The following is a 13,543-nucleotide window of genomic DNA, read 5'->3' as shown; positions in this document are numbered from 1 at the left end:
GAGGTAGCTGGGGGAGGTAGCTGGGGGAGTCGGCTGCGGGCGCGTCGTGGTTGCTCGCGCCGTTCCCCGCGCCCCTTCGGGGCGCTAGTGGCACAGCCGCGCCTCGTGCTCCGCGTGCCCGCTGGGCTCCAGCTGGAAGGTGCAGTGCTCGACGTCGAAGTGCTCGCCCAGACAGCCCTGCAGGTCGTGCAGCATCTTCTCGTGCCCGGCCGAGTCCAGCGTCTCCGGGTCCACGACCACGTGCGCGGAGAGCACCGGCATGCCCGAGGTGATCGTCCACACGTGCAGGTCGTGCAGGTCCTCCACGCCCGGCAGGGCCATGATGTGCGCCCGCACCTCGTGCATGTCGACGTTCTTCGGGGCGGCCTCCAGGAGCACGTCCAGCGCCTCCCGCAGCAGCTTGACCGTCCGCGGCACGATCATCAGGCCGATCAGCAGCGAGGCGACCGGGTCCGCCTGCTTCCAGCCGGTGGCCATGATGACCAGCGCCGAGATCACCACGGCCAGCGAACCGAGCGCGTCCGAGAGGACCTCCAGGAACGCCCCGCGCACATTGAGGCTCTCCTTCTGGCCGCGCATCAGCAGCCCCAGGGAGACGAGGTTGGCGACCACGCCCACCAGGCCGAAGAGCACGGTCGTCCCGCCCGGCACCTCGGTGGGCTCCACCAGCCGCTGCACGGCCTCGAAGAGGATGAAGCCGCCGACGCCGAGCAGCAGCAGGCAGTTCAGCAGCGCCGCCAGGATCTCCGCCCGCGCATAGCCGTAGGTGCGCCGCCCGCCGGCCGGCCGGTTGGCGAAGTGGATCGCCACCAGCGCCATGCTCACCCCGACCGCGTCCGTTGCCATGTGGCCCGCGTCCGCGATCAGTGCCAGCGACCCGGTCAGCGCGCTGCCGACGATCTCCGCGACCAGCACCGTCAGGGTGATGCCCAGAGCGATCCGCAGCCGGCCCTTGTAGGCGGCCGCCGCGGTGCCGCTCGTCGGCGGGGGTCCCCCGTGCGAGTGGCCGTGGTCGTGCCCTGCACCCATTGAAATGCCGCCTCTCCCGAGCGCTCGCCGAAACGGCCGGCGGGGCCGGCCGAGACCCCAGTGAACTACGGGTGGGGGGTATTGGCAACGCGGCACTGAACACCGTTGTCATTGCCTCTGACCTGCGGCAATGGCTCAGCGCTGTGATCAGCGAGGACGTGCCTCGGGGTGGTGCAGGCACCACCCTTCCCAGGCCGAAACGACCATGCTGCGGAGGTCGTGCCGGGCGGTCCAGCCGAGCTCCTCGGCGATCGTCGCGTTCGAGGCCACGACCCGCGCCGGGTCGCCCGGACGGCGCGGCGCGACCTCGGCCACCAGGTCCGTACGCCCGGTGGTCTCCGCGATCAGGTCCGCCATCTCGCGCACGGACACCCCGCGCCCGGTGCCGACGTTGAGCGTCAGGTCCCCGCCCCCGGTCCGCCCGGCGAGCCGGCGGGCGGCGGCCAGGTGCGCGGTGGCCAGGTCCTCGATGTGGATGTAGTCGCGGACGCAGGTGCCGTCCGGGGTGTCGTAGTCGTCACCGAAGATCAGCGGGCGCTCCCCGCGGGTGATCCGGTCGAACATCATCGGGATGATGTTGAAGATCCCGGTGTCGGCCAGCTCCGGCCGGGCCGCGCCCGCGACGTTGAAGTAGCGCAGGCAGGCCGTGGAGATCCCGTACGCGGCCCCCGTCGCCCGCACCAGCCACTCGCCCGCGAGCTTGGTCTCGCCGTAGGGGTTGATCGGCAGACAGGGCGTCCGCTCCGTGACGAGGTCCACATCCGGCATGCCGTAGACGGCCGCGGAGGACGAGAAGACGAAGCTGCCGACCCCGGCGGCCACCACGGCCTCCAGCAGCACGGTCAGGCCGTGCAGGTTCTCCCGGTAGTAGAGCAGGGGCTTCTCGACCGACTCCCCGACCTGCTTCTTCGCCGCGAGGTGCACCACACCCGTCACGTCCAGGTCGGCGAGGGCGCGGTCCAGCAGCTCCCGGTCCGCGACCGTGCCCTGCACCAGCGGGACGCCCTCCGGCAGCCGGGCGGCTCTGCCCGAGGACAGGTCGTCCAGGACGGCCACCTTCTCCCCGGCCTCCACCATCGCCCGCGCTACGTGCGCTCCGATATATCCGGCTCCGCCTGTGATCAGCCACGTCATGCACGGCACCCTATTCCAGCCAAGGTGCCGCGCCCGTTTTGTCCCCGGCGGGCCCGGCACCGGCCGCGGAACCCCCGGAGCCGCCCGCGCGTCCTGTCAACCGAGGGAGGCCGCCCGGTGCACGTGCGGTGAACGGCGACTTCCGGTGATCCGATAGCCTCTGCCGACGTGCCGTGCGCCGCCCCGCAGCCGGGCCCTGCGCGCCACACCCGCCGTCCGGCCCCGCGGGGCCCCGGCCGGCCACGTCAGCTTCCAAGGAGTGAGTTCGTCTGTCGACCGCCATCCTTACCGGCCCGCCGCCCGCAGGCTCGTCCCTCGAGGACGACCTGCGATCGCTCGGCTTCGACGTGCGCGTGGCGGCGGACGCGGCCGCGCTGCGTGACGGGCTCGCGGCCGTGCCCGCGGCCGAGCGGGTCGCACTCGTCGACCCCGGCTTCGTCGGCCACGTCCACGCCCTGCGGCTGGCACTCACCGACCCGCGCTTCCCGGCGGCAGCCGTCGAGGGCGCGGTATCGGCGCAGCCGGAGGCGCGCGCAGCACTGGCGCGCGCCGTAACGGAGGCGGGGGGCGCCCCCGGGGGCGCCGACGCCGAGCCCGGCGTCGACGCAGGCGCCGGTACGGGCCGTGGCGCCGACCTCGCCCCTGGCGCCGATACCGACGCCGGCCGTGGCGCCGGCTCCGGTCCCGGCGCCGAGCCCGGTGTCCCCGAGAGCGCCGAATCCGGAGTGTCCGGGGCCGCCGAGCCCGGCAGGCCCGCACCCGGCGCCGCGGCGCACGACCGTTCGCGGGCCGCGGCCACTCCGGCCACCGGTGCCGGCGCCGCCCCCGGGCGCCCCCCGGCATCGGCAGGCGCCGTCCCGGTCGGCGCCGTCATCGCCCGTCTCGAAGCCGAAGGCGTCGCCGTGCACCGCCCCGAGCTGGGCGTGCTCGTCGCCACCGTCCCCGCCGACGACGACACCCGGACCAAGGCCCTGGCCGAGGTCTCCGCCGTCGACGACGAGGCCGTCCGGCTGCGCAGCGCCGTGAAGTCCCGCGACGGGTTCTTCACCACCTTCTGCATCAGCCCGTACTCCCGCTACATCGCCCGCTGGTGCGCCCGGCGCGGTCTCACCCCCAACCAGGTGACCACCGCCTCGCTGCTCACCGCCCTGATCGCGGCCGGCTGCGCCGCGACCGGCACCCGGCCCGGCTTCGTCGCGGCGGGCGTGCTGCTGATCGCCTCGTTCGTCCTGGACTGCACCGACGGCCAGCTCGCCCGCTACTCCCTGCAGTACTCCACGCTCGGCGCCTGGCTCGACGCGACCTTCGACCGCGCCAAGGAGTACGCCTACTACGCGGGCCTGGCGATCGGCGCCGCCCACGGTGGCGGCCACGACGACGTGTGGGCCCTCGCGCTGGGCGCCATGGTCCTGCAAACGTGCCGCCACGTCGTCGACTTCTCCTTCAACGAGGCGAATCACGACGCCACGGCCAACACCAGCCCCACCGCCGCCCTCTCCGACCGGCTGGACAGCGTCGGCTGGACGGTCTGGGCCCGCCGCATGATCGTCCTGCCGATCGGTGAGCGCTGGGCGCTGATCGCGGTCCTGACCGCGCTCACCACCCCGCGCATCGTCTTCACCGTGCTGCTGATCGGCTGCGCCCTGGCCGCTTGCTACACCACGGCCGGCCGCGTCCTGCGCTCGCTCACGCGGAAGGCCCGCCGCACCGACCGCGCCGCGCAGGCGCTGGCGGACCTGGCCGACTCCGGCCCGCTGGCCGAGCTGTCCGCCCGGGCCGCAGCGCGCCGCCCCGGCGGCGGCGCCACGGCCCCGGTCCTCGCCTTCGCGGGTACGGGCGTGCTCCTGGTCCTGCTGTGGTGGCACGCGGCCCCGGGCTGGTGGCCGGTCCTGGGCGCGGGCCTGTACGCGGTCCTCGCCGGCGCGGCCGTCGCCCGCCCCCTGAAGGGCCCGCTCGACTGGCTCGTCCCGCCCGCCTTCCGCGCGGCCGAGTACGTGACGATCCTGGTCCTGGCGGCCCGCTCCGGCGCCCCCGGCGCCCTCCCGGCGGCATTCGGCCTGGTGGCCGCGGTCGCCTACCATCACTACGACACGGTGTACCGCATCCGCGGCGGCACCGGGGCGCCCCCGCACTGGCTGGTGCGGGCGGTCGGCGGGCACGAGGGGCGGGTCCTGGCGGTCACGACCGCCGCCGCTCTGTGGCAGCACGGCCAGGGATTCGCCATCGCGCTGACGGTCCTCGCCGTCGCCATCGCGCTTGTGGTGCTCGGCGAGAGCATCCGGTTCTGGGTGTCCTCCGGGGCACCCGCAGTCCACGACGAAACAGGAGAACCCGCATGATCGGCCTCGTGCTGGCCGCCGGCGCCGGACGGCGTCTGCGCCCCTACACCGACACCCTTCCGAAGGCCCTGGTGCCGGTAGGCCCTGAAGGGGAGGAAGAGGCGACGACGGTCCTGGACCTGACCCTGGCCAACTTCGCCGAGGTCGGCCTGACCGAGGTCGCGATCGTCGTCGGCTACCGCAAGGAGGCCGTGTACGAGCGCAAGGAGGCGCTGGAGGCCAAGTACGGCGTCACGCTGACCCTCATCGACAACGACAAGGCCGAGGAGTGGAACAACGCCTACTCCCTGTGGTGCGCCCGTGACGTCCTCGGCCGCGGCGTGATCCTCGCCAACGGCGACACCGTCCACCCGGTCTCCGTCGAGAAGACGCTGCTCGCCGCCCGCGGCAACGGCCAGAAGATCATCCTCGCCCTCGACACGGTGAAGAAGCTCGCCGACGAGGAGATGAAGGTCGTCGTGGACGCCGAGAAGGGCGTCCAGAAGATCACCAAGCTGATGGACCCGGCCGATGCGACCGGCGAGTACATCGGTGTCACCCTCATCGAGGCCGAGGCCGCCGCCGAGCTGGCCGACGCGCTGAAGACCACCTTCGAGCGCGACCCCGACCTCTACTACGAGGACGGCTACCAGGAGCTCGTCCAGCGCGGCTTCAAGGTCGACACGGCCCCCATCGGCGACGTGAAGTGGGTCGAGATCGACAACCACGACGACCTCGCCAAGGGCCGGGAGATCGCGTGCCAGTACTGACGAGGCTCATCCCCTCGCCGGTCGTCGTCGACATCCGCGCCGGAGCGCTGAACGATCTGGCCGACGTCCTCGCCGACCAGCGCATCTCCAGCTCCGGCAAGCTGGCCGTCGCCATCAGCGGCGGCTCGGGGGCGGCGCTGCGCGAGCGGCTCGCCCCCGCGCTGCCCGGCGCCTCCTGGTACGAGGTCGGCGGCGGCACGCTGGACGACGCGATCCGGCTCGGCGACGCGATGAAGTCCGGCCGCTACGACGCGGTCGTGGGCCTCGGCGGCGGCAAGATCATCGACTGCGCCAAGTACGCCGCGGCGCGGATCGGCCTGCCGCTGGTGGCCGTGGCCACCAACCTCTCGCACGACGGCCTGTGTTCGCCCGTCGCCACCCTCGACAACGACGCGGGCCGCGGCTCCTACGGCGTGCCCAACCCGATCGCCGTCGTCATCGACCTGGACATCGTCCGTCAGGCCCCGGTGCGCTACGTCCGCTCCGGCATCGGCGACGCGATCTCCAACATCTCCTCCGTCGCGGACTGGGAGCTCTCCCACCGCGAGACCGGCGAGGCGATCGACGGACTGGCCGCCGCCATGGCCCGCCAGGCCGGCGAGGCCGTGCTCCGGCACCCCGGTGACGTGAGCGACGACGGCTTCCTGCAGGTGCTGGCCGAGGGGCTGGTGCTCACCGGCATCTCGATGTCCGTGGCCGGCGACAGCCGCCCGGCCTCCGGCGCCTGCCACGAGATCAACCACGCCTTCGACCTCCTCTACCCCCGGCGCGCCGCCAGCCACGGCGAGCAGTGCGGCCTCGGTGCCGCCTTCGCGATGCACCTGCGCGGTGCCCGCGAGGAATCCGCGCTGATGGTCGAGGTGCTGCGGCGGCACGAACTTCCCGTGCTGCCGGGCGACATCGGCTTCACCGACGACGAGTTCGTCAGAGCGGTGGAGTACGCGCCCCAGACCCGCCCCGGGCGGTACACCATCCTGGAGCACCTCGACCTCTCCACCGACCAGATCAGGGACGCATTCTCCGACTATGCAGAAACCGTCAGTCGCTGAACTGCGCCCGGTCGTCCACCCCGCGGGTGTGAAGGACCGGCGCAGCGGTGAGCACTGGGCCGGCCGCCTCTACATGCGGGAGATCTCGCTGCGGGTGGACCGGCACCTGGTCAACACCAGGGTCACGCCCAACCAGCTCACCTATCTGATGACCGTCGCGGGCGTCCTCGCGGCCCCGGCCCTCCTGGTGCCGGGGATCGCGGGAGCCGTGCTCGGCGTGGTCATGGTCCAGCTCTACCTGCTGCTGGACTGTGTCGACGGCGAGATCGCCCGCTGGAAGAAGCAGTACTCGATCTCCGGGGTCTACCTGGACCGGGTCGCCGCCTACCTGTGCGACGCCGCGGTCCTCGTCGGCCTGGGCCTGCGCGCCGCCGACCTGTGGGGCGGCGGCCGGATCGACTGGCTGTGGGCCTTCCTCGGCACGCTCGCCGCGCTCGGTGCCGTCCTGATCAAGTCCGAGACGGACCTCGTCGGCGTCGCCCGTCACCAGGCCGGCCTGCCGCCGGTCAAGGAGTCGGCCGCCGAGCCGCGTTCGTCCGGCATGGCGCTGGCCCGCAAGGCCGCCGCCGCGCTGAAGTTCCACCGCCTGGTCCTCGGGATCGAGGCGTCCCTGCTGATCCTGGTCCTCGCGATCGTGGACGCGACCCGGGGCGACCTGTTCTTCACCCGCCTCGGCACCGCCGTCCTGGCGGGCATCGCGATGCTGCAGACCCTGCTGCACCTCGTGTCGATCCTGGCGTCCAGCAGGCTGAAATGAGGAGCGAGAACACCATGAAGCTCGGCGCCGTCGTGCTGACCATGGGCAACCGCCCCGAGGAGCTGCGGGCCCTGCTGGAGTCCGTCGCCAAACAGGACGGCGACCCCATCGAGGTGGTCGTGGTGGGCAACGGTTCCCCGTTGCCCCCGCTGGCCGTCCCCGGGCTGACGGTCCGCACCGTCGAACTGCCCGAGAACGTGGGCATCCCGGCCGGCCGCAACGTCGGCATCGAGGCCTTCGGGCCCGCCGGGCGGGACGTGGACGTCCTGCTGTTCCTCGACGACGACGGGCTGCTGCCCGGCCAGGACACGGCCGAGCTGTGCCGCGCCGCGTTCACGGCCGACCCGAAGCTCGGCATCATCAGCTTCCGCATCGCCGACCCCGACACCGGCGAGACCCAGCGCCGTCACGTGCCGCGCCTGCGGGCCTCCGACCCGTTGCGCTCCTCGCGCGTGACCACCTTCCTCGGCGGCGCCAACGCCGCGCGCACCCGGGTGTTCGCCGAGGTCGGCGGCCTGCCGGACGAGTTCTTCTACGCCCACGAGGAGACCGACCTCGCCTGGCGGGCGCTGGACGCGGGCTGGATGATCGACTACCGGTCGGACATGGTGCTCCACCACCCGACCACGGCCCCCAGCCGGCACGCGGTCTACCACCGCATGGTGGCCCGCAACCGGGTGTGGCTCGCCCGCCGCAACCTGCCCGCGCCCCTGGTCCCGGTCTACGTGGGCGTGTGGCTGCTGCTCACCCTCGCGCGCCGTCCGTCGCTCCCCGCGCTGCGCGCGTGGTTCGGCGGTTTCCGCGAGGGCTGGACGACGCCGTGCGGCCCGCGGCGCCCCATGAAGTGGCGTACCGTGTGGCGCCTGACCAGACTGGGCCGCCCGCCTGTGATCTGACAGGCTCGTGTCCGAGAGCCCCGGGCGCGGTCCGGGGTATCACTCCGGCAGCGCACCCAGAGGACGAGAGTGTCGACTGTGAGCGAGACAACGCACGACCGCGCGGTCGCCATGAGTGCCCCGCCGTCCCCCGACAACGGTCCGACCGCCGCCGAGCTGGCCGGCAAGTACGGCCTCGCGGTCAGCGGCGCCCGGCCCGGACTCGTCGCGTACGTGCGGCAGCTGTGGGGGCGGCGGCACTTCATCGCCGCCTTCTCCAGCGCCAAGCTGACCGCCCAGTACAGCCAGGCGAAGCTGGGCCAGGTCTGGCAGGTGGCCACGCCCCTGCTGAACGCCCTGGTCTACTACTTCATCTTCGGCATCCTGATGAACACCAAGAGGGGGATGTCGACGAACACGTTCATCCCGTTCCTGGTGACGGGTGTGTTCGTCTTCACGTTCACGCAGAGCTCGGCGATGGCGGGCGTGCGGGCGATCTCGGGGAACCTGGGCCTGGTGAGGGCGCTGCACTTCCCGCGGGCGGCGCTGCCGGTCTCCTTCGCGCTGCAGCAGCTCCAGCAGCTGCTGTACTCGATGCTCGTGCTCGTCCTGGTGCTGGTGAGCTGCGGTCACATGCCCCGCATGTCGTGGGTCCTCGTGGCGCCGGTGCTCCTGCTGCAGTTCGTCTTCAACACGGGCCTGGCGTTGGTCCTGGCGCGGATGGGCAGCAAGACGCCGGACCTGGCGCAGTTGCTGCCGTTCATCATGCGGACGTGGCTGTATGCGTCCGGTGTGATGTACCCGCTGGTCTACAACCTCAAGAGGGCGCACGCCGCCCCGTGGCTGATCGATGTGATGAGTGCGAATCCGGCCGCGGTCTACATCGACCTGATGCGTTACGCGCTCATGGGCCACTTGAAGACGTCGCCGCTGCCGCATCATGTGTGGCCGCTGGCGGTCGGCTGGGCCCTGGCCGTCGGGATCGGTGGTTTCGTGTACTTCTGGAAGGCTGAGGAGCGTTACGGCCGTGGCTGACGAGATGATTCCCACCGTCATCGCCGATGACGTGCACATCGTGTACCGCGTCTACGGCGCGGACACCGGCCGCGGGAGTGCGACCGCGGCGCTGAACCGCATCATCAAGCGCCGGCCCGGCACGGGCGTGCGCAAGGTCCATGCGGTCAAGGGCGTGAGCTTCACGGCCTACCGCGGGCAGGCGATCGGTCTGATCGGTTCGAACGGTTCGGGCAAGTCGACGCTGCTGAAGGCGATCGCGGGTCTGCTGCCGACGGAGAGCGGCAAGGTCTACACCGACGGCCAGCCCTCGCTGCTGGGCGTCAACGCCGCCCTGATGAGCGATCTGACCGGTGAGAAGAACGTGATGCTCGGCGGTCTGGCGATGGGCATGACGCGCGAGCAGATCCGCGAGCGCTACCAGTCGATCGTCGACTTCTCCGGCATTAACGAGAAGGGCGACTTCATCACCCTTCCGATGCGCACCTACTCCTCCGGCATGGCCGCCCGCCTGCGCTTTTCGATCGCCGCGGCCAAGGACCACGACGTCCTGATGATCGACGAGGCCCTCGCCACCGGCGACCGCGCCTTCCAGAAGCGCTCGGAGGAACGGATCCGCGAGCTGAGGAAGGAAGCGGGCACGGTCTTCCTGGTCAGCCACAACAACAACTCCATCCGTGACACCTGCGACCGGGTGCTGTGGCTGGAGCGCGGCGAGCTGCTGATGGACGGGCCGACGGACGAGGTCGTCCGGGCGTACGAGAAGGAAACCGCCCGCTGAGCCTGAGCACGTCGTGAGGTTGACCGGTTCGTCACGATCAACTGCCTTATTACCAAGGCCGATTCGCGGCGCGCGTGGCATTGTATGGATCAAGCACATACCCCGGCGGGCGTCGGGCACCTGTACGGCGTACGCTGTACCGTGCTGTTTTTGCGCCTGTTCCGCGGCGGGCGAGGGTGTACCTCCGTACTCCCCGTGCCCCCGGCCGCCGGGGCGCCGGAGAAGCGGCGGAGGGGGCCGAAGGCGAGGGCCGCCGCCTGCGGCGTGTCCGAAATAGGATGTTCTGGCTCGGCAGTGTAGAACGGGAGATGTGACGGCAATGGGTACGGGAACGCCCCAGATCAGAGACGCGTACGCCGTCCCCGGTCCGGGCAGCCCGCGATGACCGCGGGGACGGACGCGCACGCGCGTGCCGTGCTCGACAAGGCCGCGCACGAGAACTTCCCCGTGGCACCCTTCTTCGTGCCGCGCGCCTGGCGGGCCGACCTGATGGCCGTCTACGGCTACGCCCGCCTCGTCGACGACATCGGCGACGGCGACCTGGCCCCCGGCGGGCGCGACGCCGAGCTGCTGGGCCTGGACCGCGAGCAGTCCGACAACCGCCCGGCGATGCTGGACGCCCTCGAGGCCGACCTGTGCCGGGTCTTCGACCACAGCGGCACCGGGCCCCGCCACCCGCTGCTGATCCGCCTCCGTCCGACCGTGCGCCGGTGCGGTCTGACGCCCGAGCCCTTCCTGGGGCTCATCGAGGCCAACCGCCAGGACCAGCGGGTGAGCCGCTACGCCACGTACGAGGAGCTGCTCGCGTACTGCGAGCTGTCCGCGAACCCCGTGGGCCGCCTCGTCCTGGGCATCACCGGCACCGCAAGCCCCGAGCGGATCCGCCGCTCGGACGCGGTCTGCACCGCATTGCAGATCGTGGAACACCTGCAGGACGTCGCCGAGGACCTGGGACGCGACCGCGTCTACCTCCCCGCCGAGGACATGCAGCGCTTCCGTGTCACGGAGTCCGACCTCGCCCGGCCGACCGCGGGCGCATCGGTGCGCGCCCTGGTCGCGTACGAGGCGGAACGCGCCCGGGCCCTGCTGAATGAAGGGACCCCCCTGGTGGGTAGCGTCCACGGCAGGCTCAAGCTGTTGCTCGCGGGGTTCGTGGGCGGGGGGAGGGCCGCGCTCAAGGCGGTCGCCGCCGCAGGCCACGACGTGCTCCCCGGACCGCCGAAGCCCACCAAGCTCAGCGTGCTGCGCGAGGTGGGGGCGACATTGCGAAGAGAGGGGTGAGCGGGACCGTGAACGGAACGCCACACGCGTCCGCACCGGTACTCGCCGCGTACAGCTACTGCGAGGCCGTCACCGGACAGCAGGCCGGCAACTTCAGCTACGGCATCAGACTGCTGCCGACCGCCAAGCGGCGGGCCATGTCGGCGCTGTACGCCTTCTCCCGGCGCATCGACGACATCGGTGACGGGCCGCTGGAGCCCGAGGCCAAGCGGCTGCGGCTGGAGGAGGCCCGGGCGACGCTCGCCCGGATAAGGGACGGCGCGCTCGACGAGGACGACACCGATCCGGTGGCCGTCGCGCTCGCGCACGCCGTGCGCCGCTTCCCGATTCCGCTGGGCGCGCTCGACGAGCTCATCGACGGCGTCCAGATGGACGTCCGCGGCGAGACCTACGAGTCCTGGGACGACCTCGCCGTCTACTGCCGCTGTGTCGCGGGTGCCATCGGGCGCCTCTCGCTCGGCGTGTTCGGCACCGTGCCCGGCGCACGGGACGCCGAGCGCGCTGCGGAGTACGCCGATACGCTGGGCCTGGCCCTGCAGCTCACCAACATCCTGCGTGACGTCCGCGAGGACGCGGCCAACGGCCGCACCTACCTGCCCTCCGACGACCTCGCCAAGTTCGGCTGCTCGGACGGCTTCCACGCCGCCGTGCCCCCGCCGGGCGCGGACTTCACCGGGCTGGTGCAGTTCGAGGTGCGGCGCGCCCGCGCCCTGTTCGCCACCGGCATGCGGCTGCTGCCCATGCTCGACCGGCGCAGCGGCGCCTGCGTCGCCGCCATGTCCGGCATCTACCGGCGGCTGCTGGACCGGATCGCCGAGGAGCCGGAGGCCGTGCTGCGCCGCCGGGTCTCCCTGCCCGGCCGGGAGAAAGCGTTCGTCGCCGTGCGCGGGCTGTCCGGGTACGACGCGCGCAGCGTCCACCGGGCGACCGCCAGGGGGCGCGCTTGATGACCCGCACGCGCACGGGCCGGTGTGCAACCCTCCGCCCGGAGGGGACGTCCCAGACAGCAGCCGAGGGGGTGGGCGCATGACCGAGGGGACGACAACCCGGCCCGAGCGGCTCCGCACAGACGAAGCAGGCCGTCCCCTGGGGGCGGCCGCGGTAGTGATCGGGGGCGGCCTGGCAGGCGTCACGGCCGCTCTCGAACTCGCCGGTGCCGGGCTGCGGGTCACCCTGCTCGAAGGGCGGCCGCGCCTCGGCGGCCTCGCCTTCTCCTTCCGCCGCGGCGGCATGGCCGTCGACAACGGCCAGCACGTCTACCTGCGCTGCTGCACCGCCTACCAGTGGTTCCTGGACCGCGTCGGCGCCCGCCACCTGGCCCCCCTGCAGGACCGGCTCGACGTGCCCGTCCTCGATGTGGGCCACCCCTCCGGGCGCCCGCGCCTGGGCCGGCTGCGCCGTGCCGCCCTGCCCGTGCCGCTGCACCTGGCGGCCAGCCTGGCCACGTACCCGCACCTCTCGCTCGCCGAGCGCGCCAAGGTCGGCCGCGCCGCGCTGGCGCTCGGCGCGCTCGACCCGGAGGACCCGGCGCTGGACGGCGTGGACTTCGCCACCTGGCTGCACCGCCACGGCCAGTCCGCCCGCACCGTCGAGGCCCTGTGGGACCTGGTGGGCATCGCCACCCTCAACGCCACGGCCGACAAGGCCTCCCTGGGCCTGGCCGCCAAGGTCTTCAAGACCGGGCTGCTCTCCGCGCCCGGCGCCGCCGACATCGGCTGGGCCCACGTCCCGCTCGGCGAGCTGCACGACACCCGGGCCCGCGCCGCCCTTGACCGGGCCGGGGTGCGCACCGCGCTGCGCACCCGCGCCACCGCCGTCACCCGCAGCGACGACGGCGGCTGGCACGTGGACACCGAGTCCGGGCCCGGCGCCACCGAGCGGCTGGACGCCGGCACGGTCGTGCTCGCCGTGCCCCAGCGCGAGGCCCACGCCCTGCTGCCCGACGGGGCCCTGGACGACCCGGACCGGCTGCTGGACATCGGCACCGCGCCGATCCTCAACCTGCACGTCGTATACGATCGCAAAGTTCTCCGTCAGCCGTTCTTCGCGGCGCTCGGCAGCCCCGTGCAGTGGGTCTTCGACCGCACGGAGTCCTCCGGGCTCGCCGGGGCGGACGGCGCCGTGCAGTACCTGGCCGTGTCGCAGTCCGCCGCGCAGGACGACATCGACCGGCCTGTCGCCGAGCTGCGCGAGCGTTATCTCCCGGAGCTGGAGCGGCTGCTGCCGGCCGCGCGGGGAGCCGGCGTGAAGGACTTCTTCGTCACCCGGGAGCGGACAGCGACGTTCGCCCCCACCCCGGGGGTCGGGCGGCTGCGGCCGCAGGCCGCCACCGACATGCCCGGCCTCTACCTGGCCGGCGCGTGGACCGCCACGGGCTGGCCCGCGACGATGGAGGGCGCGGTGCGCAGCGGTGTCCAGGCCGCGAGCGCGGCACTCTCCGGGCTCGGCCGGCCGTACCGCGACCCCCTGCGGGAGGCGGAAGCATGACCCGGCGAGCCGACCAGGCGTGCGTCCCCCGGACGGGGCGCGCGTGAG

The 13,543-nt window shown here is 72.7% G+C and carries 12 protein-coding genes; 10 read left to right on the top strand and 2 right to left on the bottom strand.

Annotation, left to right across the window (positions count from 1 at the left end):
* Positions 1–84: 84 nt before the first annotated feature.
* Both ACMATS_RS08215 and galE read right to left on the bottom strand, forming a co-directional pair.
* Complete coding sequence (locus ACMATS_RS08215; protein WP_390777981.1) at positions 85–1,029, bottom strand: cation diffusion facilitator family transporter; 945 nt, start codon at positions 1,027–1,029, stop codon at positions 85–87.
* A 147-nt stretch (positions 1,030–1,176) separates the two neighbouring features.
* Positions 1,177–2,163, bottom strand: a complete 987-nt coding sequence (gene galE / locus ACMATS_RS08210; protein ID WP_390777980.1) for a UDP-glucose 4-epimerase GalE — start codon at positions 2,161–2,163, stop codon at positions 1,177–1,179.
* A gap of 347 nt (positions 2,164–2,510) precedes the next feature.
* Here galE and ACMATS_RS08205 point away from each other — a divergent pair, with 347 nt between their 5' ends.
* From ACMATS_RS08205 to hpnE, 10 genes are all read left to right on the top strand, one after another.
* A complete protein-coding gene (locus ACMATS_RS08205) occupies positions 2,511–4,502 on the top strand; it encodes a DUF5941 domain-containing protein (RefSeq protein WP_414167483.1) in 1,992 nt (663 codons plus the stop codon).
* On the top strand, positions 4,499–5,251 hold the full coding sequence (locus ACMATS_RS08200; RefSeq protein ID WP_414167482.1) for a sugar phosphate nucleotidyltransferase: 753 nt from the start codon (positions 4,499–4,501) through the stop codon (positions 5,249–5,251). Before ACMATS_RS08205 ends, ACMATS_RS08200 begins: the two co-directional genes overlap by 4 nt.
* The gene (locus ACMATS_RS08195; protein WP_390777978.1) at positions 5,239–6,300 is read left to right on the top strand and encodes an iron-containing alcohol dehydrogenase family protein; all 1,062 of its coding nucleotides are present in this window, start codon (positions 5,239–5,241) and stop codon (positions 6,298–6,300) included. Before ACMATS_RS08200 ends, ACMATS_RS08195 begins: the two co-directional genes overlap by 13 nt.
* Positions 6,278–7,057 (top strand): CDP-alcohol phosphatidyltransferase family protein, encoded by a 780-nt coding sequence (locus tag ACMATS_RS08190; protein ID WP_390777977.1) that lies wholly within the window; start codon positions 6,278–6,280, stop codon positions 7,055–7,057. The genes ACMATS_RS08195 and ACMATS_RS08190 overlap by 23 nt, the downstream gene beginning before the upstream one ends.
* A gap of 14 nt (positions 7,058–7,071) precedes the next feature.
* Positions 7,072–7,953 (top strand): glycosyltransferase family 2 protein, encoded by an 882-nt coding sequence (locus tag ACMATS_RS08185; RefSeq protein ID WP_390777976.1) that lies wholly within the window; start codon positions 7,072–7,074, stop codon positions 7,951–7,953.
* A gap of 78 nt (positions 7,954–8,031) precedes the next feature.
* Positions 8,032–8,967, top strand: coding sequence for an ABC transporter permease (locus ACMATS_RS08180; RefSeq protein ID WP_390777975.1), 936 nt, complete (start codon positions 8,032–8,034; stop codon positions 8,965–8,967).
* A 4-nt stretch (positions 8,968–8,971) separates the two neighbouring features.
* Complete coding sequence (locus tag ACMATS_RS08175; RefSeq protein ID WP_414170677.1) at positions 8,972–9,727, top strand: ABC transporter ATP-binding protein; 756 nt, start codon at positions 8,972–8,974, stop codon at positions 9,725–9,727.
* 381 nt (positions 9,728–10,108) lie between these two features.
* Positions 10,109–11,008: a squalene synthase HpnC gene (gene hpnC / locus ACMATS_RS08170; protein WP_390782475.1), complete on the top strand. Its 900-nt coding sequence runs from the start codon at positions 10,109–10,111 to the stop codon at positions 11,006–11,008.
* Positions 11,005–11,955: a presqualene diphosphate synthase HpnD gene (hpnD, locus tag ACMATS_RS08165; RefSeq protein WP_390782476.1), complete on the top strand. Its 951-nt coding sequence runs from the start codon at positions 11,005–11,007 to the stop codon at positions 11,953–11,955. Before hpnC ends, hpnD begins: the two co-directional genes overlap by 4 nt.
* 79 nt (positions 11,956–12,034) lie before the next feature.
* Positions 12,035–13,495: a hydroxysqualene dehydroxylase HpnE gene (gene hpnE, locus ACMATS_RS08160; RefSeq protein WP_414167481.1), complete on the top strand. Its 1,461-nt coding sequence runs from the start codon at positions 12,035–12,037 to the stop codon at positions 13,493–13,495.
* Positions 13,496–13,543 lie beyond the last annotated feature (48 nt).

The sequence above is a fragment of the Streptoverticillium reticulum genome, assembly GCF_047456005.1.
Taxonomy (GTDB): Bacteria; Actinomycetota; Actinomycetes; order Streptomycetales; family Streptomycetaceae; genus Streptomyces; species Streptomyces reticulum.
This window is presented reverse-complemented; position numbering and strand designations above follow the sequence as displayed.

What these genes read in the sequence shown, in the direction of transcription:
- ACMATS_RS08185 (WP_390777976.1), top strand. Translation starts at nt 7,072, where the DNA reads ATGAAGCTCGGCGCCGTCGTGCTGACCATGGGCAACCGCCCCGAGGAG.
- ACMATS_RS08175 (WP_414170677.1), top strand. Translation starts at nt 8,972, where the DNA reads ATGATTCCCACCGTCATCGCCGATGACGTGCACATCGTGTACCGCGTC.
- galE (WP_390777980.1), bottom strand. Translation starts at nt 2,163, where the DNA reads ATGACGTGGCTGATCACAGGCGGAGCCGGATATATCGGAGCGCACGTA.
- ACMATS_RS08190 (WP_390777977.1), top strand. Translation starts at nt 6,278, where the DNA reads ATGCAGAAACCGTCAGTCGCTGAACTGCGCCCGGTCGTCCACCCCGCG.
- ACMATS_RS08215 (WP_390777981.1), bottom strand. Translation starts at nt 1,029, where the DNA reads ATGGGTGCAGGGCACGACCACGGCCACTCGCACGGGGGACCCCCGCCG.
- ACMATS_RS08200 (WP_414167482.1), top strand. Translation starts at nt 4,499, where the DNA reads ATGATCGGCCTCGTGCTGGCCGCCGGCGCCGGACGGCGTCTGCGCCCC.
- hpnE (WP_414167481.1), top strand. Translation starts at nt 12,035, where the DNA reads ATGACCGAGGGGACGACAACCCGGCCCGAGCGGCTCCGCACAGACGAA.
- hpnC (WP_390782475.1), top strand. Translation starts at nt 10,109, where the DNA reads ATGACCGCGGGGACGGACGCGCACGCGCGTGCCGTGCTCGACAAGGCC.